Raw genomic sequence first — 21926 nt, 5'->3', positions numbered from 1 at the left:
CCTCACGGCGTACGTTGGTCAGGTTGCACAAACGGTATGGTCTTCCCGTATGAATGCTGGTCAAATTGCTCAGCTCGACGAGCTGGATGTGCGACTCATCGAACTGCTCGCCGAGGAACCGCGGATCGGCGTGCTGGAGTGCTCGCGCCGACTCCATGTCGCCCGGGGCACCGTCCAGGCGCGGCTCGACAAGCTGGTCGGGCGGGGGGTCATCGCCGGGTTCGGGCCGGATCTCGGCCCGGCCGCGTTCGGCTTCACGGTGACCAGCTTCGTCACCCTGGAGATCAGTCAGCGGCACGGGCACGACCCGGTCACCCGGCATCTGGCGGCGATCCCCGAAGTGTTGGAGGCGCACACCATCACCGGGTCGGGCGACCTGCTCTGCCGGATCGTGGCCCGCTCGAACACCGACCTGCAGCGGGTGATCGACCAGATCGTGGCGTACGAGGGGATCACCCGCGCCTCGACGATCATCGCGCTCGCCGAGCAGATCCCCTACCGTGCCCTTCCGCTGCTGCGCTCGGCGGTGCGCTGAAGGAAGGGCACACCGAACGGTGGGTTTCGCCTACCAGTTCGGGCTGGCCCGACGGTTCCTCGACGCGGTCCCCGAGGTACGCCGAGGGCAGGCTTTCGGCCTGGCCGGCACCGGCATGATGGCGGCGCAGGGGCTGTCCGCCGCCGGGGCCGGCGCGCTGAGCGAGGTGCTCGCGCCGGGTGCGGTGATGGCCGGCGCCTCCGGCGCGGCCCACGCCGGCTCCGGTGGGCTCCGCTGACCGCTGAGTCAACCACCGTGCTCGCGGTGCTGCCCGCGCGATCTTTCCTCCGCGACACGCGGGATGGTGCGGGCGGTGGCGGGCGCGGATGGCTACCGTGTCCCGGTGGCGAAGGGGAGCGGCCTCGGCGTACGTGGCTGGCTGCTGCTCGGCCTGATCACGGTGGTGGTGCTCGCCGCTACCGGAGTCTGGAACCCGTTCCCCACCATGTGGGACTGGGTGAACCGCCCGCAGCCGATCTCCCAGCCGGACGTGGTCTGGCAGCAACGTATCGGGGGCACCCCGCGTAGCGTCACCATCGCCGGGGAGAGCGTCGTGATCGAGCAGCGCACCCGGGTGGAGTCCCGCAGCCTGGCCACCGGCACGCAGCTCTGGGAACGCAAGGCCGACTGGAGCGCGGTCACCGGCGCCGGGCGGGAAGCCGTCGTCGTCGTGGGCAAGCTGCTGGTCAAGGGGTACGAGGTGCTCGACCCCACCACCGGGGTGACCCGCCGCCGCGACGATGACGCGGTAGCCGTCTGGACGTACCGCAACCTGCTGCTGGACGCCCGTTGCGTGGAGGCCACCGACTGCACGTTGAGCGCCTGGGACCCGCGCGGCACCGCTCCGCTGTGGACCGCCTTCCTGCCCGGGGTCAGCACCGGCCTGCTCGCGGACAACCCGAATCTGCTCGACAGCCGGCGACTCACCAGCAACCGGATCGACGGCGAGGTGGCCGGCCCGGAGGCGGTGCCGCCGCTGCTCGGCTTCCCGGTCGACGGTCGGGTGCACGTGGTGGACACCGCCACCGGTCGGGTGCTGCAGAACGTCGAGCCCGGCCGGGAGGAGCGGCTCGCCGTGATCGGTGGGCGCCTGCTCCGGATCACCGCCCGGTCGCAGCATGGGAGCTGCTACTACGCCGTCTCCGGTCGGGACTCGGCCACCGGTCAGGAGGCGTGGCAACAGTCGGGGCTCAACCTCCGCACCGCCGACGGCGCCGGTTGTGCGCAGCGGGAGGATCCGTACGGTGCCCGTAACGTGCTGCTCGGCGTGTCGCCGGACGGCCGGGAGGCGGTCCTCGACGGGTACGACGGGCGGCTGTTGCTGGTCACCGCCGACGCCGAACGGGTGCTCGCCGTCGACGACCGGTACGCGCTGGTGCGCACCGCCGACGGCGGTGCCGTCTCCGCCCGCGAACTCGGTGCCGGGCGGAGCCGGTGGAACCGGCCGGCGGGGAAAAAGGCGGGTGCGGCTCTCACCCCGTACGCGGCGATCATCGCCGACGAGAAGCCCAACCGACTGGTCGCGCTGGATCCGCGTACCGGGCGGGAACTGGCCGTGCTGCGTACCGCGGCGAACGCCCTCGCCGTGGGGCCCGCCGGCATGGTGATCGGGGAGGGCCGGGAGATCGGGTACGTCCGCTTCGGCGCCGCTGCCGGCGGCACGCCGGGCGAGGCCGACGGGGCGGAACCGGGGCCCGCCGGCAGCGGTGCGGTGCCGCAGCCGCAGGACAGTTGTGGTCCGAAGAACGAGCTGTGTGCCACCCCTGACCCCGGTAAATGAGCGGGCCCCCCGGCGGGTGGGACGGGCCAGACTCTCTGCCCTAGGCTTTGCCGTCATGAGCGAGCGGCAGCGAGCGAATCATCGGTGCGGTGCGGTGGTGCCGCACGGCGGCACGGAGCGAAGCGGAGTGCCGTCGTGAGCGGCGCCGACTTCGCGTACGCCCCGCTGCTGCCGACGGGTCCGGACCAGACGGACTACCGCCTGGTCACCGACGAGGGCGTCGACGTGGTCAACGGCCCGGGTGGTCGCCGGTTCCTGACGATCGAACCGGCCGCGCTGACCGCGCTGACCGCCGAGGCGATGCACGACATCGCGCACTTCCTGCGCCCCGCGCACCTCGCCCAGCTGCGGTCGATCATCGATGACCCGGCGGCCTCCCCGAACGACCGGTTCGTCGCGCTGGACCTGCTGCGCAACGCCAACATCGCCGCCGGTGGGGTGCTGCCGATGTGCCAGGACACCGGCACCGCGATCGTGATGGGTAAGCGGGGACGGCACGTGCTCACCGACGGGACCGACGCCGAGGCGATCTCGCGGGGGGTGTGGCAGGCGTACACCCGGTTGAACCTGCGCTACTCGCAGCTCGCCCCGCTCACCATGTGGGAGGAGCGCAACACCGGCAGCAACCTGCCTGCGCAGGTGGAGTTGTACGCCGAGGACCCGGACGGCCACCCGGACGCGTACAAGTTCCTCTTCATGGCCAAGGGCGGCGGCTCGGCCAACAAGTCGTACCTCTACCAGGAGACCAAGGCGCTGTTGAATCCGACCCGGATGATGCAGTTCCTGGAGGAGAAGCTGCGACTGATCGGCACCTCCGCCTGCCCGCCGTACCACCTGGCGGTGGTGATCGGCGGCACCAGCGCCGAGTACGCCCTCAAGACCGCCAAGTACGCCTCCGCGAAGTACCTCGACGCCCTGCCCACCTCCGGCTCGATGACCGCACACGGCTTCCGGGACCTGGAGTTGGAGGCCGAGGTGCTGGAGTTGACCCGCAACTTCGGCATCGGCGCGCAGTTCGGCGGGCGCTACTTCTGCCACGACGTGCGGGTGGTACGGCTGCCCCGGCACGGCGCGTCCTGCCCGGTGGCCATCGCCGTGTCCTGCTCGGCCGACCGGCAGGCGGTTGCCAAGATCACCCCGTCGGGCGTCTGGCTGGAACGACTCGAAACCGACCCGGCCCGCTTCCTGCCCGACGTCACCGAGGCTCAGCTGGACGCGACCGAGGCGGTCCGCGTCGACCTCAACCGGCCGATGGACGAGATCCGCGCCGAGCTGTCCAAGTATCCGGTGAAGACCCGGCTGTCGCTGAGCGGCCCACTGGTGGTGGCCCGGGACATCGCCCACGCGAAGATCGCCGAGCGGCTGGACGCGGGCGAGCCGATGCCGCAGTACCTCCGTGATCACGCCGTCTACTACGCCGGCCCGGCCAAGACCCCGGAGGGTTACGCCTCCGGCTCGTTCGGCCCGACCACCGCCGGCCGGATGGACGCGTACGTGGCGAAGTTCCAGGCCGCCGGCGGCTCGCTGGTGATGCTGGCCAAGGGCAACCGTTCGGCGCAGGTCACCCGCTCCTGCGAGCAGCACGGCGGGTTCTACCTCGGGTCGATCGGCGGCCCCGCCGCCCGGCTCGCCCAGGACTGCATCAAGCACGTCGAGGTCCTGGAGTACGGCGAGTTGGGCATGGAGGCGGTCTGGAAGATCGAGGTGGCGGACTTCCCCGCCTTCACCGTGGTCGACGACAAGGGCAACGACTTCTTCGCCGATGTGATGAGTCCTAAGAGTGTCCTTCGGATCGGTTCTCGACCCTGACAGGGCGGTCCACCACGCGGACTTTCTAATATCGCTGGATGTTCCGACCGACGTACCCGATTCGTACTGCGCGGCTTACCTTGCGCCCGGTCACGCTGGATGATCTCGATGATGTGTATTCGTGGCAGCGCCGACCGGACGTCTTCCGCTGGATGCTCGGCGAGCCGCGTACTCGCGAGGAGTCGCGATCGTCGGTGATCGCCATGGCGGGTGAGGACGCGTTACGGGCTGAGGGCGATTGCTTGACGTTGGCCGTATCCACCGACGCCGGGGTCATCGGGACGGTGGAGCTGGTCTGGCGCAGCCAGACCGACCGCACGGCTGAACTCGGGTACGTCTTCCATCCGGATCATGGAGGTCGCGGGCTGGCTACGGAAGCCGCCACGGCGTTGCTGCATTGGGGGTTCACCGAGTTCGGATTGCACCGGATCTACGCCCGGTGTCACGGCCGGAACGCTGCATCTGCCAACCTGATGGTCCGGCTCGGCATGCGTCAGGAGGCGCACCACGTCGAAAGCTACGTGTTCAATGAGGAGTGGGCCGACCAGCTCGTCTACGCCATCCTGGCCAGCGAGTGGAGCCGACGCCCGCTACAGGGCTAAAGGAACTCCTGAGGGCTTCTTCGCCGAGGTCACCAAGCCGGTCCTCACCATCGGCAGGCGCTGAGCGTCACTGGCTCAGCCGATCATCTGCACGTGCCCGCCGGCCGGGGCAGGATGGTACGCGTGACGACTCCAGAGGCGACCGGCTACCGGATCGAACGCGACTCGATGGGCGAGGTGGAGGTGCCCGCCGAGGCGCTGTGGCGGGCCCAGACACAGCGGGCGGTGCAGAACTTCCCGATCTCCGGCCGAGGCATCGAGCCGACCCAGATCCGGGCGCTGGCCCAGATCAAGGGGGCGGCGGCAGAGGTCAACGGCGACCTGGGGGTGATCGACGCGAACGTGGCCGCGGCGATCGCCGCCGCTGCGGCGCACGTGGCCGACGGCGGGTACGACGACCAGTTTCCGGTGGACGTGTTCCAGACCGGCTCCGGTACCTCGTCGAACATGAACACCAACGAGGTGATCGCCACCCTCGCCGGTCGGGAGTTGGGCAGCAGCGTCCATCCCAACGACGACGTGAACGCCTCGCAGTCCAGCAACGACGTCTTTCCCTCGTCCATCCATCTGGCGGCCACCGAGGCCGTCGTACGGGATCTGCTGCCGGCGCTGAACCACCTGGCCGCCGCGCTGGAGGCGAAGGCGTCGGAGTTCGAGACCGTCGTGAAGGCCGGGCGTACGCACCTGATGGACGCCACCCCCGTGACGCTCGGGCAGGAGTTCGGCGGGTACGCCGCCCAGGTTCGCTACGGCATCGAACGCTTGGAGGCGGCGTTGCCCCGGCTGGCCGAGCTGCCGCTGGGCGGTACGGCGGTCGGCACCGGCATCAACACTCCGCTCGGTTTCGCCGCCCGGTTGATCGAGAAGCTGCGGGCCTCGACCGGGCTGCCGTTGACCGAGGCGCGCAACCACTTCGAGGCGCAGGGCGCCCGGGACGCCCTGGTCGAGACGTCCGGGCAGTTGCGTACCGTCGCGGTCGGGCTCTACAAGATCGCCAACGACATCCGCTGGATGGGTTCCGGCCCCCGCGCCGGCCTGCGTGAGCTGCGTATCCCCGACCTCCAGCCGGGTTCGTCGATCATGCCTGGCAAGGTCAACCCGGTGGTCTGCGAGGCCGTCCGGCAGGTCTGCGCGCAGGTGGTCGGCAACGACGCGACGGTCGCCTTCGCCGGGTCGCAGGGCGACTTCGAGCTGAACGTCATGCTGCCGGTGATGGGTCGCAACATCCTGGAGTCGATCCGGCTGATCGCCGCGTCGAGCCGCCTGCTCGCCGACCGGTGCGTGGTCGGCCTGGTCGCGGACGCCGAGGTCTGCCTGTCGTACGCCGAGGGCTCGCCGTCGATCGTCACCCCGCTCAACCGTCACCTCGGCTACGACGAGGCCGCATCCATCGCCAAGGAGGCGTTGGCGAAGCAGATCTCCATCAAGGAGGTGGTGATCTCGCGGGGCCACGTCGACTCCGGCAAACTCTCCGAGACCCAGTTGGATGAGGCGCTCGACCTGCTCCGCATGACCCACCCCTGACCCCGCCCACCGCCCGCCCGCCCGGCCACCGCGCCCGCGGCGGCCGGTGGGGCTGGCTTGATCGACTCCGATTGCGGTATCTCGGCCTATCCGGGCGGCTGATGACCGCAAGATGCCGCAACCGGAGTCGATCAGCCATCGGTCATTCGATGCCTGGGCACCCAGGCGAGGAAGCGGGCGAAGAGCACCGCCGGATCCGGACCGTCCTGCGGGTTCAGGCGTCAGTGCTCAGGAGCGGGCAGCGGCCCTGCGGGCGCGGTACGCGCTGACGGCGGCCCGGTTGCCGCAGCCGGCCTCGCAGAACCGGCGGGAGCGGTTTTTGGAGAGGTCGACGAGCACGTTGTCGCAGTCGGGGTGCTCGCAGGTGCGCAGCCGGCGCAGCTCGCCACCGCGTACCACGTCCGCGATCGCCATCGCCGCCTCGACCGCGATCCGGGTGGCCAGCGGGGCGTCCCGGGGTACGGCGTGCAGATGGTACGGCTCGGCGTCGTGCGTGATGAGCTGGGGCAGTGCCCGGTGCTCGCGGAGCAGGCCGTTGACGATCGACACGATCTCGTCGACCTCGGCGTGCCAGATTCGGTGGAGGCGGGGGCGCAGCGCGCGTACCGCCCGTAGCTCGGCCTCGGTGTGCTCGTGCCGGCCGCTGTAGGAGTGACGGGTGTAGAAGGCGTCCAGGGCGGCGACGTCCGGCAGCCCTTCGCCGTCGGATCCGGCGGTGTTCACCAGCGCCGCGGTGGCGATCAGCGAACATTCGGTGTCATGGGCGAAAAGCAACTTGACTCCTGTCGTAGCCCCGTCTAGCGTCATCGGCATAATCTATTTTGCCCATGGCAGGCAGTCGTGCCAAGGAGAGCCCATGCATCAACCGCCCGCCGCAGGTGCCGGCCTCGCGCTCGCGCTGCTCTCCGCGATCACCTTCGCGACCTCGGGCACCTTCGCCCGGTCCCTGATCAACGATGGCTGGTCGGCCGAGGCGGTCGTCATCGCCCGGGTCGGCATCGCCGCCCTGATCCTGGCGGTGCCCGCCGTGCTCGTCCTGCGGGGGCGATGGCCGGTGTTGCGCCGTAATCTCGCCTCGATCGGCGTTTTCGGGCTGCTCGGGGTCGCGGTCGCCCAGGTTTGCTTCTTCAACGCCGTGCGCTACCTGCCGGTCGGTGTTGCGCTGCTACTGGAGTACCTCGGCATCGTCCTCGTCGTCGGCTGGACCTGGCTGGTGCAGGGCCAGCGCCCCCGGCGGCTGACCGTCGCCGGTTCGGTGGCATCCGTGGCCGGGCTGGTCCTCGTGCTCGACCTGACGGGTGCCGGACGGCTCGACGCGGTCGGCGTCCTCTGGGGGCTCGGCGCGGCGGTGGGGCTGGCCGGGTACTTCGTGCTCGCCGGTCGGGTCGACCCGGCCCTGCCATCGATGGTCATGGCCAGCGGCGGGATGGCCGCCGGTGCCGGCGTGCTGCTGCTGCTCGGCCTGACCGGCGTACTGCCGCTACGGGCCACCTTCGACACCGTGCAGTTCGCCGGCGCGCAGACCAGTTGGCTGGTGCCGATCGCCGGTCTGGCGCTGGTCGCTGCGGTGATCGCCTACCTGGCCGGGATCGCCGCGGTACGGGTGCTCGGTTCCCGCCTGGCCTCGTTCGTCGGGCTGACCGAGGTGATGTTCGCGGTCCTGATCGCCTGGCTGGTCCTGGGCGAGCTGCCGACGATTGTGCAACTGCTCGGCGGGTTGCTGATCGTCGCGGGCGTGGCGCTGGTCCGCCTCGACGAGCTGCGGATACCGGTCCAGCCGGCTCAGGCGGAGGCGACGGAGCCGGCCCTGCGGTGACAAGCTGAACGGCATGCTGACCACAGTGGTGTTCGATGCCGACGAGACCCTTGTCGATCTGCGACCGGCCGTCACCGCCGGGTTGGAGGTCGTACTGGCGCAGATGCGGCGGCTCACCCCGTTCGCGGCCGGCGTCACGCTGGCCGACCTGGAGTCGGACTGGGACGCGGTCTTCGGTGACCTGGCCGCCGCACCGGTGGCTGAGATCCGGCGCGCCGCCCTGGCCCGGTCCCTGGACCGGGCGGGGCTCGGGGCCCACCTGGACGAGATCAGCGCGATCTTCTTCGCCCGTCGCTTCGCGCTGACCCGGCCGTTCGCCGACACGCTGTCGGCGCTGGCGGCTCTGCGGCGACGATGGACGCTGGGCTTCGCCACCAACGGCAACAGCCGCGCCGAACGCTGCGGCCTCGCCGGCGAGTTCACCTTCGAGGTGTACGCGCATTGCGACGGAGTACCGAAGAAACCGGCGCCGGATTTCTACGCGGCCGTGTGCGCTGCCGCCGGAGCGGACCCGGCTCAGGTGGTACACGTCGGCGACAACCCGGCCCATGACGTGGTCGGAGCGCAGCAGGCGGGCCTGCGGGCCGTGTGGCTGAACCGTCGAGGCGAGCGGTTGCCGGCCGACGTGGCGCCGGATGCCGTGGTCTCGACCCTGGCCGAACTGCCCAGCGTGCTGGCCGATCTTTCCGGCGAAGCGGATCTTCCGCCGCCAATCCGGCGCTGCTCTGGCGAAACCTCACGTGTTGATGTCTGATGACGCCACGTCCCTCAACGAGAGGATCCGATGTGGTGAGCAAGCGCTTCACCGTCGGTGTCGTCGCGACCGCGACGGCACTGACACTCACGGTCACAGGTCTGACAGTTCCCGCCAGCGCCGAGCCGGCGGACCTGCGGACCTTCACCGTGGTCGCCGAGGACGGCGTCTCCACCGACGCGGCGATCGCCGCGATCCGGTCGGCGGGCGGGACCGTGGTCTCCCGCAGCGACGAGGTCGGTGTCTACCAGGTGACCACCGACCGTGCCGACTTCGCGACGAAGGCGACCTCCGCCGCCGCCCTGATCGGTGCCGCAGAGGAGAAGGCGATCGGGCGCAAGCCGCGCCTCGACCGGGTCGAGCAGGAACACCTGCTGGCCGCGGCGGCCGCCAAGGGCACCGGTAAGCAGCAGCGGGGCAAGAAGATGGACCCGCTGGACGACAAGCTCTGGGGTCTGGAGATGATCCGGGCCGACAAGGCACGCAAGGTGGAGCCCGGCGACCGCCGGGTGACCGTCGGAGTCCTCGACACCGGCGTGGACGCCGGTCACCCCGACATCGCCCCCAACTTCGACTGGGCGCTGTCACGCAACTTCGCCCCCGACATTCCGGAGGTCGACGGGGAGTGCGAGGTGGCGAGCTGCCTGGACCCGGTCGGCACCGACGACGGCGGTCACGGCACCCACGTCGCCGGCACCATCGGTGCCGCCGCCAACGGGTTCGGCCTCTCCGGGGTCGCGCCGAAGGTCTCGCTCGTCGAGCTCAAGGGTGGCCAGGACTCCGGCTACTTCTTCCTGAACCCGGTGGTCAACGCCCTGCTGCACGCCGGCCGTTCGGGACTGGACGTGGTCAACATGTCCTTCTACGTCGACCCGTGGCTCTACAACTGCACGGCCAATCCGGCTGACTCGCCGGAGGCACAGGCGGCCCAGCGGGCCACCATCAGGGCAATGCGACGGGCGCTTACCTTCGCCCACAACCGGGGCGTGACCCTCGTGGGCGCCCTCGGCAACAACCACGAGGACCTGGGCGACCCGCGCACCGACGCCTCCAGCCCCAACTACGGTGACGTCGCGCCCTACCCGCGCGAGATCGACAACGACAGTTGCTGGGACCTGCCCACCGAAGGGCCGCACGTCATCAGCGTCTCCTCGGTCGGCCCGTCGGGCAAGAAGTCCGACTTCTCCAACTACGGGACTGAGCAGACCTCGGTGGCCGCGCCGGGCGGTTGGTACCGGGACGGCTTCGGCACGGACACGTTCCGCACCGACGCCAACATGATCCTCTCTACCTACCCGAAGCATGTCCTCCAGGAGGAGGGGGCGGTTGACGAGGACGGCAACATCGTGCCCGGCGCCGAGACCTTCGTGTTCAAGGACTGCAAGCGCAACGGAGAGTGCGGGTACTACACCTACCTGCAGGGCACCTCGATGGCGGCACCGCACGCCTCCGGGGTCGCCGCGCTGATCGTGAGTCGCTACGGCAAGCAACAGGGCCGTGACGGCTACGGCATGGCACCGGACCTGGTCGAGCAGCAGCTCCTTCGGACGGCCGCCGAGCGTGCCTGCCCGGAGCCGCGGCTGTTCAGCTACGCCGACGAGGGTCGCCCGGCCGAGTTCGACGCCTACTGCGTCGGCTCGCGCAACTTCAACGGGTTCTACGGGCACGGCATCGTCGACGCGTACGCGGCGGTGACGGTCAAGCCGCGCCGATAGCACCCCTCTGATCGACGGCACGATGGCCGGGCTGGAATCCTCAGCCCGGCCATCTGCCGTCATCGGCGCCATCCCCGATCGCGTAGCACGGAGCTGACTTCCCGGACGACCCCCGGGAAGTCCTGACGAAGACGGCGACTGGTGACGTGCAGCACCAACCAACCGGCACCGACGAGACGGTTCAGGCGCTGTCGATCCCGATGCAACTGCTCGTGGTCCGAATGCCAGTGGCCGTCGTACTCCACCGCCACCCGGACGGCGGGCCAGGCGAGGTCGGGATGCAGGACCAGCCCGCCGGACACCTGCACCGGATGCTGAACCACCGGTCGAGGCAGACCGGCCAGCACCAGGCGGACGCGCAGCTGCGACTCGGCCGGCGACTGGGCCGCCGGCTCAGCCAGATCGAACAGCCAGCTTGCCCGGCGTATCCCGGGACGGCCGTCGTGCAGGGCCGCGAACCTGGTGAGAGCTGCCCGTGTGGTGAGTCCCCGGCCGAGCAGGGTGTCGATGATCGCGATCGCGCGGGTCGGCTGGAGCCAGACGGCGCTCTCCCAGGCTGCCCGGGTCGGGTCGGTGCGGCGGAGCGTGCCCGTGCCGATGCCCTGGAGCCAGGGTTCCTCAGACATCGTGTGGACTTGCAGGCCGGGTTGGCTGCGCAGCCCGGCTGGAGCCGGCACGAGCACGTGAACCTTGTCGGTGAAGCTTGCGGCATGCTCGACGCCGTGCAGGTACGCCGCCGACGGGCCGGCGAACGCTGCCGCGACCGGCAGTTGCAACGCCACGGCACGGCAGGCCAGCTCGTGATCGCGATCGAGCCGGGCATCGGCGTAGATGCCCCGTCGCAGCCGCACCCAGGCGGAACTGCGCAGCTGGTAGGCGGTGAGCAGGCCCTGGTGGACGGCGTCCGAGCCGCGGAACACCTGCCACGCAAGGGCCTCTGGTCGGTGTGCTTGAGCTGGCATGCGTACGAGCCTGCGCGCCCTGCGGTCGCCTCGGCAGCCCCTGTGGACAACCCCGGACGTGACACCGACGGTCTCCTGTGGATAACTTTCCCGGTCCTCGCCAAGTGTGTTATAGGCCCTGTGAACAGCCGGAGCCGGCTCGGGCGGCAAGGCCTCCACGGCGGGTCGGTGCGGCAGCGTCTGTTCAGGGGCCCGCCGGGCGGGCCCTGCGTGGTGGCTCCAGCTCGACTTGCGGCAAGTTGGGGTCTCAAGCCGAGGTTTGGCCGCAACTTGCCGCAAGTCGCGCCGAGCAGCGGGCAAGGCGGAGTCGCGGCGGGCAAGGCGGGGGCGCGGCGGGCAGTGCGGGGTCGCGGCGGCGGGTGGGGCCGGTGGGTCAGGTCAGGGCGGTGGTGATGGCGGTGGCGGCGGCCAGCACCTGCGCGCCGACGGCCTCGGCGTCCAGCGGGGCCAGGGCCACCACTCCGACGCTCGCCTCCAGGCCAGGCACCCCGAGCACCGGGGCGGCCACCCCGTACGCGCCGGGTTGCAGCTCGCCGGCGGTGCTCACCGGGCCGGCGTCGCCTGACCGGCCGGCCAGGATGGCCCGCCCGGCGGCACCGCGTTCCAGCGGATGGCGGGCCCCGGTCCGGTACGCGACGTGGAACGACGTCCAACTCGGCTCGACCACCGCCAGGGCGACCCCCTCACCACCCTCCACCACCGTCAGGTGGGCGGTGGCACCGGCCTGTTCGGCCAGCCGCCGCAGCGCGGGCAGCGAGCCCTCGGCGAGCAGCGGTTGGGCCCGCCGGGCCAGGTGCAGCACCCCGGCGCCGAGGCGCAGCCGGCCGTCGGCGTCGCGGCGCAGCAAAGCGTGCCCGGCGAGCGGTCCGACCAGTCGGTAGACGGCGGCCCGACCGATGCCCAACCGGCTTGCGGCCTCGGTGACGGTCAACCCGCCCGGCACCTCCGCCACCAGGTGTAGCAGCCGCAGTCCCCGGTCCAGCGTCTGGGACGCCTCGCCGCCTGCCGCCGTCCCGCTGGGCGTTGACCCGCCTGCAACCGACCCGCCTGCAACCGACCCGGCTGGCGCCGGACCGTCCGGCACTGCCGGCCGGGAGGCCGGACCGGGCGTCGCTGGAATGCTCACGACCAGCAGCGTACGGCGAGCGGGCGGTCATCGGCAGGCGCGGAGCGGTCGGGTGCTACCCGGCTCCGACCGGGCAGGCAACAGCGGACGGCTACCCTTGTACGGTGACGCTACGCCTGTATGACACCGCCACCCGATCGGTGCGGGACTTCGTCCCGCGGGAAGCCGGCAAGGTGGGGGTCTACCTGTGTGGTCTCACCCTTCAGGCGCCGCCGCACATCGGTCACCTTCGCTCCGGGGTCAACTACGACGTGTTGCGCCGCTGGCTGGCGGTCGCCGGCTTCGAGGTCACCTTCATCCGCAACGTGACCGACATCGACGACAAGATTCTGGTCAAGGCGCAGGAGCAGGAGCGCCCCTTCTGGTCCATCGCGTACGCCAACGAGTTGAAGCTCGCCGAGGCGTACCGGGCGTTGAACGTGCTGCCACCCACCTACGAGCCACGCGCCACCGGCCACATTCCCGAGATGCACGAGTTGATCGCGCAGTTGATCGAGCGGGGGCACGCCTACCCGGCCACCGACGGCTCCGGCGACGTGTACTTCGACGTGTGCTCGTGGCCGTCGTACGGTGCGTTGTCCAACCAGTTGCCCGACGACATGCAGTCCGCCGGTGACGCGCCGGACCGGGGTAAGCGTGACCCGCGTGACTTCGCGCTCTGGAAGGGCGTCAAGCCGGACGAGCCGGCGGATGCCTACTGGCCGTCGCCGTGGGGGCGGGGCCGACCCGGCTGGCACATCGAGTGCTCGGCGATGTGCCGGCGTTATCTGGGCGCGGAGTTCGACATCCACGGCGGTGGGCTCGACCTGACCTTCCCGCACCACGAGAACGAGCTGGCCCAGTCCCAGGCCGCCGGCCTGCCCTTCGCCCGGTACTGGGTGCACCACGGCCTGCTCGGCATCGGCGGGACGAAGATGGGCAAGTCGCTGGGCAACGCCCTCGACCTCGACTACGTCGCCACCCTGGGGGTGCGCCCGGTCGAGCTGCGGTACTACTACGTGGCCGCCCACTACCGCTCCCGGATCGACTACTCGGAGGAGGCGCTGCGCGAGGCTGCCGTCGCGTACCGGCGGATCGAGGGCTTCGTGACGCGGGCCGTGGAACGGGTCGGCGCGGGTGGGCTCGGCGAGTTGCCGGCCGCGTTCGCCGCCGCGATGGACGACGACCTGAACACCTCGGCCGCGCTGGCGGCGTTGCACGAGGTGCTGCGGGACGGCAACAACGCGCTGGCCGGTGGGGACGATGTGACCGTCCGCACCACGCTCGCCAGCGTGCGCGCGATGCTGGATATCCTCGGGGTCGACCCTCTCGACCCGGTCTGGACCGGCGGAGCCCGGGCGAGCGACCTCCGTGGTGTGGTGGACTCCCTGATCGCCCTGGCACTGGAACAGCGCGCGCAGGCTCGGGTCCGCAGGGACTGGGCCGCCGCGGACGCGCTGCGGGATCAACTCAAGCGGGCCGGAGTGGTGGTCGAGGACACCCCACAGGGGCCGCGTTGGACTATTGGAGAGCAGGACTGATGGCCGGCAATTCGCAGCGCCGTGGTCGGCGGGTGGCGTCGAGGGCCAGTGCCCCGAAGGGGTCCGGTGGAAAGAACCGGGACTCCCTCGCCGGGCGCGGCCGGACGTTGCCGGCCGACGAGCGACCCTGGCACAAGGCGTACTCCGGCACCGAGAAGCTGCCGCAGCGCACCGCGTGGAAGCAGGAGAAGGAGCGTCGGGCGGCGGCCGAGGAGGGGCGTGCCCCGAAGATCGGCCAGCCCGGCAGCAAGGACACCACCTGGGGTAAGGGTGGCGGTCGGGGGGCGGCCAACGCGAAGCCGGCCCGGGGCCGGCAGCCCGCGGCGCGTGGTGGGCCCCGGGTGGCGCCGGGACGCAAGTCCAACCCGGCGAAGGACTCCCCGGAGCTGCTGGTCGGTCGAAATCCGGTGCTGGAGGCGCTGCGTACCCAGGTGCCGGCGACCGCGCTCTACACGGCGCAGGGCATCGACGTCGACGACCGGGTCAAGGAGATCATCCGCACCGCCGCCGACCGAGGCATCGCGATCCTCGAAGTCAGCCGGGCCGAGCTGGACCGGATGACCGGGGGAGTGCTGCACCAGGGCGTCGGTCTCCAGGTGCCGCCGTTCGCGTACGAGCCGTTCGAGGACCTGGTCGCCGCTGCACTGGAACAGCCGGTACCGCTGCTGGTGGCGCTGGACGGGGTCACCGATCCGCGTAACCTCGGCGCGGTGATCCGCTCCGCTGCGGCGTTCGGCGCGCAGGGTGTCTTCGTACCGGAGCGGCGGGCCGCCGGGATCACCGCGACCGCCTGGCGGACCAGCGCGGGCGCGGCGGCCCGGGTGCCGGTGGCCCAGGTGACCAACCTGACCCGGTCGTTGAAAGCCTGTCAGGACGCCGGGTTCGTGGTGGTCGGCCTGGACGCCGACGGGGAGACGGACCTGTACGACCTGGAGGCCGCCGTCGGCCCGCTGGTCGTGGTGGTCGGCTCGGAGGGGCGAGGGCTGTCCCGCCTGGTCGGGCAGACCTGCGACCTCACCGTCAGCATCCCGATGATCTCCGACGTGGAGTCACTGAACGCCAGCGTCGCCGCCGCGGTCACGCTGGCCGAGGTGGCGCGCCGCCGGGCCGTCGAGGGCTGAGAGACGCAGAGCGTACGCCAAAAGGGGCGGCCCGCCATCGGCGGACCGCCCCCTTTGGTTGCTAACTCAGATGCGCTGCCCGGTGGCAGAGTGGAAGACGTGGCTCTGGCCGGTACGCGGCTTCACGAAGATCGTGTCGCCGAGCTTCGGCATGGTCCGACGGTCGGTACGGACCACGAACCGCTCGGAGGCACCGTCGAGCGCGGCGTGACCGTAGACGTTGGCGTCGGAGCCCAGGTCCTCGACCAGCTCGACCACGACCGGCATGCCGCCCTCGTTCGGGCTGACGATGTCGCAGTCCTCCGGACGGAAGCCCACGGTCACCTTGCCGTCGCCACCCTCGGCGTTTGCCGCCTCGACCTGCTCGCGGGTCAGCGGCACGGACATCTCGGCGAACGACGCGCCCTGCTCGCCGAACGGCACGGTCTTGATGTTCATGGCGGGCGAGCCGATGAACCCGGCGACGAAGACGTTGGCCGGGGTGTCGTAGAGCGTCCGCGGGGTGTCGACCTGCTGGAGCACGCCGTCGAGCATGACCGCGACCCGGTGGCCCATGGTCATGGCCTCGACCTGGTCGTGGGTGACGTACACGGTGGTGATGCCGAGCTTGGCCTGCAGCGACGCGATCTGCGTACGGGTCTGCACCCGCAGCTTGGCGTCGAGGTTCGACAGCGGCTCGTCCATCAGGAAGACCTGGGGTTCCCGGACGATGGCCCGGCCCATCGCGACCCGCTGGCGCTGACCACCGGAGAGTGCCTTCGGCTTACGGCTGAGGTACTCCTCCAGCTGGAGCAGCGTCGCCGCCTCCTTGACCCGCCGGTCGATCTCGGACTTGGAGGTCTTGCGCAGCTTGAGCGCGAACGCCATGTTCTCGTACACCGTCATGTGCGGGTAGAGGGCGTAGTTCTGGAAGACCATCGCGATGTCGCGGGCCTTCGGCGGCAGGTGGGTGACGTCCCGGTCGTCGATGTAGATCGCGCCGTCGTCGACGTCCTCCAGACCCGCGAGCATGCGCAGGCTGGTGGACTTACCACAACCGGAGGGGCCGACGAGGACGAGGAACTCGCCGTCGCCGATCTGGAGGTCGAGCTGGTTGACCGCGGGGCGTTCGGTGCCCGGGTAGATCCGGGACGCCTTCGCGTAGGTGACCGTAGCCATGAGGGGGACGCTTCCTTTCACCGGCAGGAACGTGCCGGACGATCCGAGTGAAGGAGCGACCGGCACGGATGCCCGTACCGGCGCCACGGCCGCTGCGGGACGGACCCGTGTCGGCCGTGTCACTGCACGGTAAACGGCTTTCGCCGCAATGCCAAGGTTCACCGTCGAGCGGTACTTTCGAAGCATTCGCATTCCGGTCACTCGGGCACGGTCGGACACGAATCGACGTCCACGGGTCGGGATGTCGACGTTTCCCATGCTGGGGACCCCTGCCGAGCAGGAAAAGCGGACGTCGGTCGCTATGCTGGCCACGACACAACGCCCCTGTAGCTCAGCTGGCCAGAGCACCCGCCTTGTAAGCGGGATGTCGCCGGTTCGATCCCGGCCGGGGGCTCCATCTGGATCACGCACGGCACACCGGGCGGACACCTGGGGGTGGCCGGGTGTTCAGACGGGCCGATTAGGCTCCGCCTCCACCCGTCACGCCGTGACCCGTCACCACGACCAGGGGCGCCCGCCACCGTGCACCATGCCAACCACTACTACGGGCACTCCCACGTGCTGGCCCGCTACTGCGGGCTCGACGACCGTGATCCGCCCCGCATCCACGGCTACCTCCAGCACGGCTGGAACATCGGCGACGGCATGGCGTACGACCACGAGTTCGTTCCGGGCGTACCGCTGTTCCTGTGGTCGGAGCGGACCCGGCGGCGTGCCTGGTCCCTCGGCCGTCGACAGACGTACGTGGTCGGTTCCCCGTGGGCGTACCTGTCGGCGATGGAACCGGACGACCCGCCACGGCGGGAGGGCACCATCTGGTACCCCTTCCACGGCTGGGAGGGGCAGCAGATCGTCGGCGACCACGACCGGCTGATCGACGAGATCCGAGCCGTCGAACCGGGGCCGGTCACGGTCTGTCTCTACTGGCAGGAGTACCGATCGGCCCGGGTACGCCAGCACTATGAGCGGGCCGGCTTCCGGGTGGTCTGCCACGGCTACCGGGGTGGCCGATGGCGCGACCTCGACCCGGGTTTCCTGCACCGGCAACTGGCCGAGCTGCGCCGGCATCGTCGGGTCGCCTCGAACCGGCTGTGCAGCGCCGTCTTTTACGGCATCCTGGCCGGCTGTGAACCGGCCGTCTACGGCGATCCGATGCAGCTGGCCGGCGAGGTGCCGATCTGGGGCGGCCAACCACGGATCCGCCGCCAGTGGGCGGCCCTGCACGGCCCGCAGGTCGATCCGGACAGGGCCCGTGCCCTGGCCGTCGCCGAGCTGGGTGCGGACCGGCTGCTGCCACCGGCCGAGCTGCGCCGGTTGTTCCGCTGGCCCGAGCCCGTCGACCGGCACCGGGCCACTGCCACTGCCACTGCCACTGCGGCCCGACCCGGCGGCGAGCAGCACGGCGTGACCGGCGGCGGCCAGCACGGCGGGGTTACCGGCGGAGAGGCGACGCGGTCCGCTCCGACATCCGGGCGGCACGGCACGGAGGTTGGTCGATGAGCGAGGTGCACCTGTTCGGTGACGAGATGCTCGGCTGGTCGGATCTCGACGGCGCGCACGGCCCGGGACCGGTACGCGGGCCGGGGTTGGCGGTCCTGCTGTCCGTCGCGGCCGGCCGCACGCTGGTGGTGGGGCCACACGATCCGCGCCTGCTCGACGCGCTGCCCTCGGCCGACCTGACCGTGCTGGTGCGGGGACTGCCCGACGCCGAGGTGCTGGCCGCCCGCTACGCCGACCGCGCGGGGGTGCGGGTGTGCTGCGGTGGCCCGGAGAAGCTCGCCGGCACGCCCCCGTACGACACCGTGGTCGCCCTGGACGGGCTGGGCCGCCTCGACTCGGTGGAGGGGACGCAGCTGTCCTGGAGCGAGACCTTCGAGGTGCTGGTGTCGGTGCTGCGACCCGGCGGCCGGCTGCTGCTCGGGGCCGAGAATCCACTCGGGCTGCACCGCTTGCTGACGTCGCCACCGCCGAGTGCCGACTCCGACTGGGCGGCACTCGGTGAGTACGACGACACCCGTCCCGCCGGCCCGGCACGGCTGCGGGCCCGGCTGACCGCGTCGGGGCTGCGGATCGGCGGTACCTGGGCGGTATTCCCGTCCCCCGTCGCGCCGGCCGCCCTGGTCGACCCGGAACTGCTGGCCGACCCGGAGGTGACCGGGTTCCTCCAGGCCGTCCTCAGCGACGCCGCCCTCAGCGACGCCGCCCTCAGCGACCGGGCCGTCCGCGGCTACGGCCGGGGCGGGGCGCATGACCCGGCCACCGGACGCGATGACCGGGTGCCGGCCGCACCGCCGCTGGCCGACCCGGCTCGGCTGGCCGGTTCCGCGGTCCGGAACGGAATCGCCGTCGAACTCGCGCCGGCCTGGGTGCTGCTCGGCGAGCGCCTGCCGGATCGGCTGACCCCGGCGGATCAGCCTGTCGCGCGCGCCCAGCCTGAGGTCGATCGGGCCGGGGCGACGCCGTCTGCGGCCCTGCTGGTGCGGAACGGTCGGCTCCGGCAGGTGCGCCGGGATTCGGTGGCCGGGTGGCGGTTCGCCGACGGCGAGGCGGTTCCGTCGGGGCGTACCGTCGAGGATCTGGTGGTGGCCGCGACGTTGCGCCGGGACCTGCCGGCGGTGCGGGCGCTGCTCACCGCCTGGCAGTCCGGTGCGACGGCGGGGATCCCGGCGGACGCCGTGGTCGTCACCCCGGCCGGCACCTGGCACGGGCTGGCCGAGGCCACTGAGCCGACGCTGGCGCTGCGACGGCTGGCCGCCAGGCTGATCGACACCGGGCTCGCCGACCTCTGGCCGGCCGGTGAGCTGGCCGGCATGCTGACCACGATGTCCGGTCGGGAGCCGGGGGCGTCGCTGGACCAGGTGGCGGGTGCGACTGCCGGCGGGTGGCGGGAACTGCTGATGGACCGCGACCGGCTGGCCCGCGAGCTGTCCGAGGCGCGCGCGCTCCGGGACTGGTACGAACGGACGCTGACCGAACGTGATGACGAGTTGAAGCGGCTGCGTCGGATCGTCTCACTGCTGCACGGCACCCCCACCGCACGAGCCGGCCGCCTCCTGCTGGCCGGTGCCCGCACCGCCCGCCGCACCCTCCGCACCGCTCGTTCCGCCGTCCGCCCCCTCCGCCCCACCGACTGACAGCCCCGTTCCCTGCCCGCGATCCGCGATCATGCAGTTCTGGCAGCAGCACAACGGCACAGAAGGCGCGTATCGGCGACCATAACTGCATGATCGCCGCGGCGGGGGTCGGGGTGGTGGGGGGTCAGGGTGGTGGGGGGAGGGAGTTGTAGAGGGCTTCGAGGCGGCGGGTCTGCTGGTGCAGGTCGAAGTCGGTCTCGGCGCGGTGGCGGGCGGCCTTGCCGAGATGATCGCGCAGCGGAGCGTCGGTGAGCAGGCGACGGAGATTGGCGGCGAGGGCCGGCCGGTCGCCCTCCGCGCAGAGCAGGCCGTTCGACTCGTGGGTGACCGCCTCGGGGATGCCACTGTGGTAGGTCGCGACGACCGGCACGCCGAGACTGAACGCCTCCAGGATCGTGGTGGGCAGTCCCTCGGTGTCGCCGTCCGACGCGGTACGCGACGGTGCGGCGAGCAGCCGGGCCTCGGCGATGTGCCGCATCACCTCGGACGGCGGCAGCGCGCCGGGAAACGTGGCGTCCACGCCCAACTGGGTGGCGCGGACGCGTACCCGCTCGTGCAGCGGCCCGGTGCCGACGAGCAGCACGCGGGGGCGCAGCTCGGACAGCATGCCCAGCGCCTCGACGAGATCCTCGACCCCCTTCTTCTCCACGAACCGCCCGACGAACACGACGTCCCACCGCTTCGGCCCGGCCGCCGGCTCCGGTGGCACCGGCACTCCGGTGTGATGGACGCGGATCTTGGCCGGATCCGCTCCCAGCGCCACCGCCCGGTCCCGGATCGCCCCGGAGACGGCCAGGATCAGCGCGGCCCGACCGAACATGACCCGCAGGTTCCGCCGATGCCGAGCACCGCGCGGACCGGGTGCCGCGGCCTGCCGGGTGACGTCGAGACCGTGCAGGGTGACGACCAGCGGGATGCCCAGCTGTTCGGCGGTACGGCTGACCAACCAGCCGTCCCCGCCGAAGTGCGCGTGCACCAACCCGGGGCGTAGCCGGGCCAGCAGCCGACGCAGCCGCGGTGAGCCGCCGGTCAGCCGCAACCGCAGCCATTCGCGGCGGCCACGCGGCGTGGCCGGAGACAACACCACGTCGCTGTCCCGGGACAGCGGTGAGGCCACCCGGACGGCGCCCAGGTAGACCGGACGCCAGGTGGACAGCGCGTCGGCCTGGTTGCGGATGAACGTCTCCGAGCCGGGTAGCAGGCAGCTGCGCCAGATCACGGCGACCCTATCGTCGGACATCGGCCCCGATCCCCGCCGCCCTGTCGGCGCCGGCCGGCCCCGTCGACGTCCCGGCGATCCTGGCGGCGTCGGCCGTCGCGCCCCCCGGCGCTCGTCGCCCGGCATCGACGCCGAGCCCGGTGTTCGCGGACCCCCCGGGCGAGGCCGGACCCCCGTGCCGGCCACGGCCGAGAATCCGGTCACGTACCCGGTGCCGTAGCTGCGGCGGAATCAGCCAGATCTGCCCGAACGTCAGGTAGTCGACGAGGCCCGGCCGCCCGTGCCGGCGAGCCTCGGCGAGCAGCAGCCGGAAGACGCGGAAACTGCGCGTGGGTGCGGCCATCGAGCTGATGATGCTCATCGTGATGGCCGCGTAAGCCCGTGGCGTGATCAGCGGCCGGATTCCGCGCAGCCACTCCAACTGGGCCTCCCACGGCGAGCTGAGGCTGATTCGTGGCCGGTCCTCGTCCTGGTGCCAGAGCACCAGCGGCTCGGCGGCGATGAGCAACTCGACGTCCGGGTGGCTGATCGCGCGTACGGTCCAGTCCAGCTCCTGCTGCCGGCGCAACCCGACGGTGAACGGCACCCGGCGCAGCAGCTCGGTCGGCGCCATGATGGTCGAGGTCTGGATGAACCCGTCGCCGTGGAACAGCCCGCGCCGCAGGGTGAGGTACTCGCAGATCGGCTCGCCCGGCTCCGGCAGCCGCCGGGGCATCACGAACTGTGTGCGGGGCGTCTTGTTGATCAGCCGGCTGGCGAGGATCGGGCTGTTCACCGTGGCGCTGCGGGCCAGCTCCAACTGCGTGGCGAGCTTGGTGGGGAGCCACTCGTCGTCGTCATCGAGCAGGGCGGTCCAGGGGGCGCGTGCCTCGCGTACGCCGGTGTTGCGGGCGTTGGGTGCGCCACCCTTGCCGGGCAACTCGACCACGCGCAGCCGGGGGTCACCGATCTCGGCGAGGGCCTTGCCGGTCTCCTCGTCCGGACCGTCCACCACGACGATCACCTCGATGTCGGTGACGGTCTGGGCGAGGGCGCTGCGCACCGCACGGCTCACCAGCTCTGGGCGGGCGAAGGTGGGGATGACCACGCTTACCTCGGGTGTGGACGGCATGACCACCTGCTCACTCGTGTCGGCTACGACGTGCGCGCAC

At 71.3% G+C, this 21926-nt stretch carries 17 protein-coding genes, 1 tRNA gene and 2 pseudogenes; 14 read left to right on the top strand and 6 right to left on the bottom strand.

Going from position 1 to position 21926, the window contains the following annotated elements:
• Nucleotides 1–49: 49 nt before the first annotated feature.
• From AC2CHE_RS03355 to AC2CHE_RS03330, 6 genes and pseudogenes are all read left to right on the top strand, one after another.
• Complete coding sequence (locus AC2CHE_RS03355) at nucleotides 50–535, top strand: Lrp/AsnC family transcriptional regulator (protein WP_484503394.1); 486 nt, start codon at nucleotides 50–52, stop codon at nucleotides 533–535.
• Between the two features lie 16 nt (nucleotides 536–551).
• A pseudogene (locus AC2CHE_RS03350) lies at nucleotides 552–773 on the top strand (MFS transporter); the annotation flags it as partial.
• A 105-nt stretch (nucleotides 774–878) separates the two neighbouring features.
• Entirely contained in the window at nucleotides 879–2315 is a 1437-nt protein-coding gene (locus tag AC2CHE_RS03345; RefSeq protein WP_484503393.1) for an outer membrane protein assembly factor BamB family protein, read from the top strand.
• A gap of 135 nt (nucleotides 2316–2450) precedes the next feature.
• A complete protein-coding gene (locus tag AC2CHE_RS03340) occupies nucleotides 2451–4124 on the top strand; it encodes a fumarate hydratase (protein WP_484503392.1) in 1674 nt (557 codons plus the stop codon).
• Between the two features lie 38 nt (nucleotides 4125–4162).
• Complete coding sequence (locus AC2CHE_RS03335; RefSeq protein ID WP_484503391.1) at nucleotides 4163–4726, top strand: GNAT family N-acetyltransferase; 564 nt, start codon at nucleotides 4163–4165, stop codon at nucleotides 4724–4726.
• Nucleotides 4727–4840: 114 nt separating this feature from the next.
• The gene (locus tag AC2CHE_RS03330; protein ID WP_484503425.1) at nucleotides 4841–6250 is read left to right on the top strand and encodes a class II fumarate hydratase; all 1410 of its coding nucleotides are present in this window, start codon (nucleotides 4841–4843) and stop codon (nucleotides 6248–6250) included.
• 228 nt (nucleotides 6251–6478) lie between these two features.
• Here the strand turns inward: AC2CHE_RS03330 and AC2CHE_RS03325 are convergent, their stop codons facing one another.
• Nucleotides 6479–7024 (bottom strand): CGNR zinc finger domain-containing protein, encoded by a 546-nt coding sequence (locus tag AC2CHE_RS03325; RefSeq protein WP_484503390.1) that lies wholly within the window; start codon nucleotides 7022–7024, stop codon nucleotides 6479–6481.
• Nucleotides 7025–7106: 82 nt separating this feature from the next.
• On the opposite strand from AC2CHE_RS03325, the gene AC2CHE_RS03320 reads away from it, so the two are divergent.
• Genes AC2CHE_RS03320 through AC2CHE_RS03310 form a run of 3 tightly spaced genes read left to right on the top strand, consistent with a single transcriptional unit; the run spans nucleotide 7107 to nucleotide 10535 of the window.
• Nucleotides 7107–8066, top strand: coding sequence for an EamA family transporter (locus AC2CHE_RS03320; RefSeq protein ID WP_484503389.1), 960 nt, complete (start codon nucleotides 7107–7109; stop codon nucleotides 8064–8066).
• A gap of 13 nt (nucleotides 8067–8079) precedes the next feature.
• Complete coding sequence (locus AC2CHE_RS03315) at nucleotides 8080–8820, top strand: HAD family hydrolase (RefSeq protein ID WP_484503388.1); 741 nt, start codon at nucleotides 8080–8082, stop codon at nucleotides 8818–8820.
• Between the two features lie 35 nt (nucleotides 8821–8855).
• The gene (locus AC2CHE_RS03310) at nucleotides 8856–10535 is read left to right on the top strand and encodes a S8 family serine peptidase (protein ID WP_484503387.1); all 1680 of its coding nucleotides are present in this window, start codon (nucleotides 8856–8858) and stop codon (nucleotides 10533–10535) included.
• Between the two features lie 59 nt (nucleotides 10536–10594).
• Here AC2CHE_RS03310 and AC2CHE_RS03305 read toward each other — a convergent pair whose 3' ends face one another.
• Nucleotides 10595–11497, bottom strand: coding sequence for an endonuclease domain-containing protein (locus AC2CHE_RS03305; RefSeq protein ID WP_484503386.1), 903 nt, complete (start codon nucleotides 11495–11497; stop codon nucleotides 10595–10597).
• Nucleotides 11498–11870: 373 nt separating this feature from the next.
• Nucleotides 11871–12479, bottom strand: a complete 609-nt coding sequence (locus AC2CHE_RS03300) for a helix-turn-helix domain-containing protein (protein ID WP_484503424.1) — start codon at nucleotides 12477–12479, stop codon at nucleotides 11871–11873.
• Between the two features lie 248 nt (nucleotides 12480–12727).
• On the opposite strand from AC2CHE_RS03300, the gene cysS reads away from it, so the two are divergent.
• Together cysS and rlmB are read left to right on the top strand one after the other, a co-directional pair.
• A complete protein-coding gene (gene cysS, locus AC2CHE_RS03295) occupies nucleotides 12728–14143 on the top strand; it encodes a cysteine--tRNA ligase (protein ID WP_484503385.1) in 1416 nt (471 codons plus the stop codon).
• Complete coding sequence (gene rlmB, locus AC2CHE_RS03290; protein WP_484503384.1) at nucleotides 14143–15264, top strand: 23S rRNA (guanosine(2251)-2'-O)-methyltransferase RlmB; 1122 nt, start codon at nucleotides 14143–14145, stop codon at nucleotides 15262–15264. The genes cysS and rlmB overlap by 1 nt, the downstream gene beginning before the upstream one ends.
• A gap of 66 nt (nucleotides 15265–15330) precedes the next feature.
• On the opposite strand, the gene AC2CHE_RS03285 is transcribed toward rlmB, so the two are convergent.
• A complete protein-coding gene (locus AC2CHE_RS03285) occupies nucleotides 15331–16422 on the bottom strand; it encodes an ABC transporter ATP-binding protein (protein ID WP_484503383.1) in 1092 nt (363 codons plus the stop codon).
• A 320-nt stretch (nucleotides 16423–16742) separates the two neighbouring features.
• Between AC2CHE_RS03285 and AC2CHE_RS03280 the strand changes: the two genes are divergently transcribed.
• The 3 genes and pseudogenes from AC2CHE_RS03280 (at nucleotide 16743) to AC2CHE_RS03270 (ending at nucleotide 19556) form a co-directional block, all read left to right on the top strand.
• Nucleotides 16743–16819 (top strand) — tRNA-Thr (locus AC2CHE_RS03280).
• A 125-nt stretch (nucleotides 16820–16944) separates the two neighbouring features.
• Nucleotides 16945–17748 (top strand): annotated as a pseudogene (locus tag AC2CHE_RS03275) (hypothetical protein); the annotation flags it as partial.
• A 170-nt stretch (nucleotides 17749–17918) separates the two neighbouring features.
• A complete protein-coding gene (locus AC2CHE_RS03270; protein ID WP_484503382.1) occupies nucleotides 17919–19556 on the top strand; it encodes a hypothetical protein in 1638 nt (545 codons plus the stop codon).
• A 124-nt stretch (nucleotides 19557–19680) separates the two neighbouring features.
• On the opposite strand, the gene AC2CHE_RS03265 is transcribed toward AC2CHE_RS03270, so the two are convergent.
• Together AC2CHE_RS03265 and AC2CHE_RS03260 are read right to left on the bottom strand one after the other, a co-directional pair.
• Nucleotides 19681–20796, bottom strand: coding sequence for a glycosyltransferase (locus AC2CHE_RS03265; RefSeq protein WP_484503381.1), 1116 nt, complete (start codon nucleotides 20794–20796; stop codon nucleotides 19681–19683).
• Nucleotides 20783–21886 (bottom strand): glycosyltransferase family 2 protein, encoded by a 1104-nt coding sequence (locus AC2CHE_RS03260; protein WP_484503380.1) that lies wholly within the window; start codon nucleotides 21884–21886, stop codon nucleotides 20783–20785. Before AC2CHE_RS03260 ends, AC2CHE_RS03265 begins: the two co-directional genes overlap by 14 nt.
• Nucleotides 21887–21926: the final 40 nt, after the last annotated feature.

This window comes from Micromonospora sp. ATLC16 (assembly GCF_057196645.1).
Note: the sequence above shows the minus strand (reverse complement) of the source record. Positions and strands in the feature narration are given on the sequence as shown.

Excerpts from the sequence above, each read along its gene's own strand:
- AC2CHE_RS03355 (WP_484503394.1), top strand. The coding sequence starts at position 50 with ATGAATGCTGGTCAAATTGCTCAGCTCGACGAGCTGGATGTGCGACTC.
- AC2CHE_RS03335 (WP_484503391.1), top strand. The coding sequence starts at position 4,163 with ATGTTCCGACCGACGTACCCGATTCGTACTGCGCGGCTTACCTTGCGC.
- AC2CHE_RS03330 (WP_484503425.1), top strand. The coding sequence starts at position 4,841 with ATGGTACGCGTGACGACTCCAGAGGCGACCGGCTACCGGATCGAACGC.
- AC2CHE_RS03320 (WP_484503389.1), top strand. The coding sequence starts at position 7,107 with ATGCATCAACCGCCCGCCGCAGGTGCCGGCCTCGCGCTCGCGCTGCTC.
- AC2CHE_RS03315 (WP_484503388.1), top strand. The coding sequence starts at position 8,080 with ATGCTGACCACAGTGGTGTTCGATGCCGACGAGACCCTTGTCGATCTG.
- AC2CHE_RS03305 (WP_484503386.1), bottom strand. The coding sequence starts at position 11,497 with ATGCCAGCTCAAGCACACCGACCAGAGGCCCTTGCGTGGCAGGTGTTC.
- rlmB (WP_484503384.1), top strand. The coding sequence starts at position 14,143 with ATGGCCGGCAATTCGCAGCGCCGTGGTCGGCGGGTGGCGTCGAGGGCC.
- AC2CHE_RS03285 (WP_484503383.1), bottom strand. The coding sequence starts at position 16,422 with ATGGCTACGGTCACCTACGCGAAGGCGTCCCGGATCTACCCGGGCACC.
- AC2CHE_RS03270 (WP_484503382.1), top strand. The coding sequence starts at position 17,919 with ATGAGCGAGGTGCACCTGTTCGGTGACGAGATGCTCGGCTGGTCGGAT.
- AC2CHE_RS03265 (WP_484503381.1), bottom strand. The coding sequence starts at position 20,796 with ATGTCCGACGATAGGGTCGCCGTGATCTGGCGCAGCTGCCTGCTACCC.
- AC2CHE_RS03260 (WP_484503380.1), bottom strand. The coding sequence starts at position 21,886 with ATGCCGTCCACACCCGAGGTAAGCGTGGTCATCCCCACCTTCGCCCGC.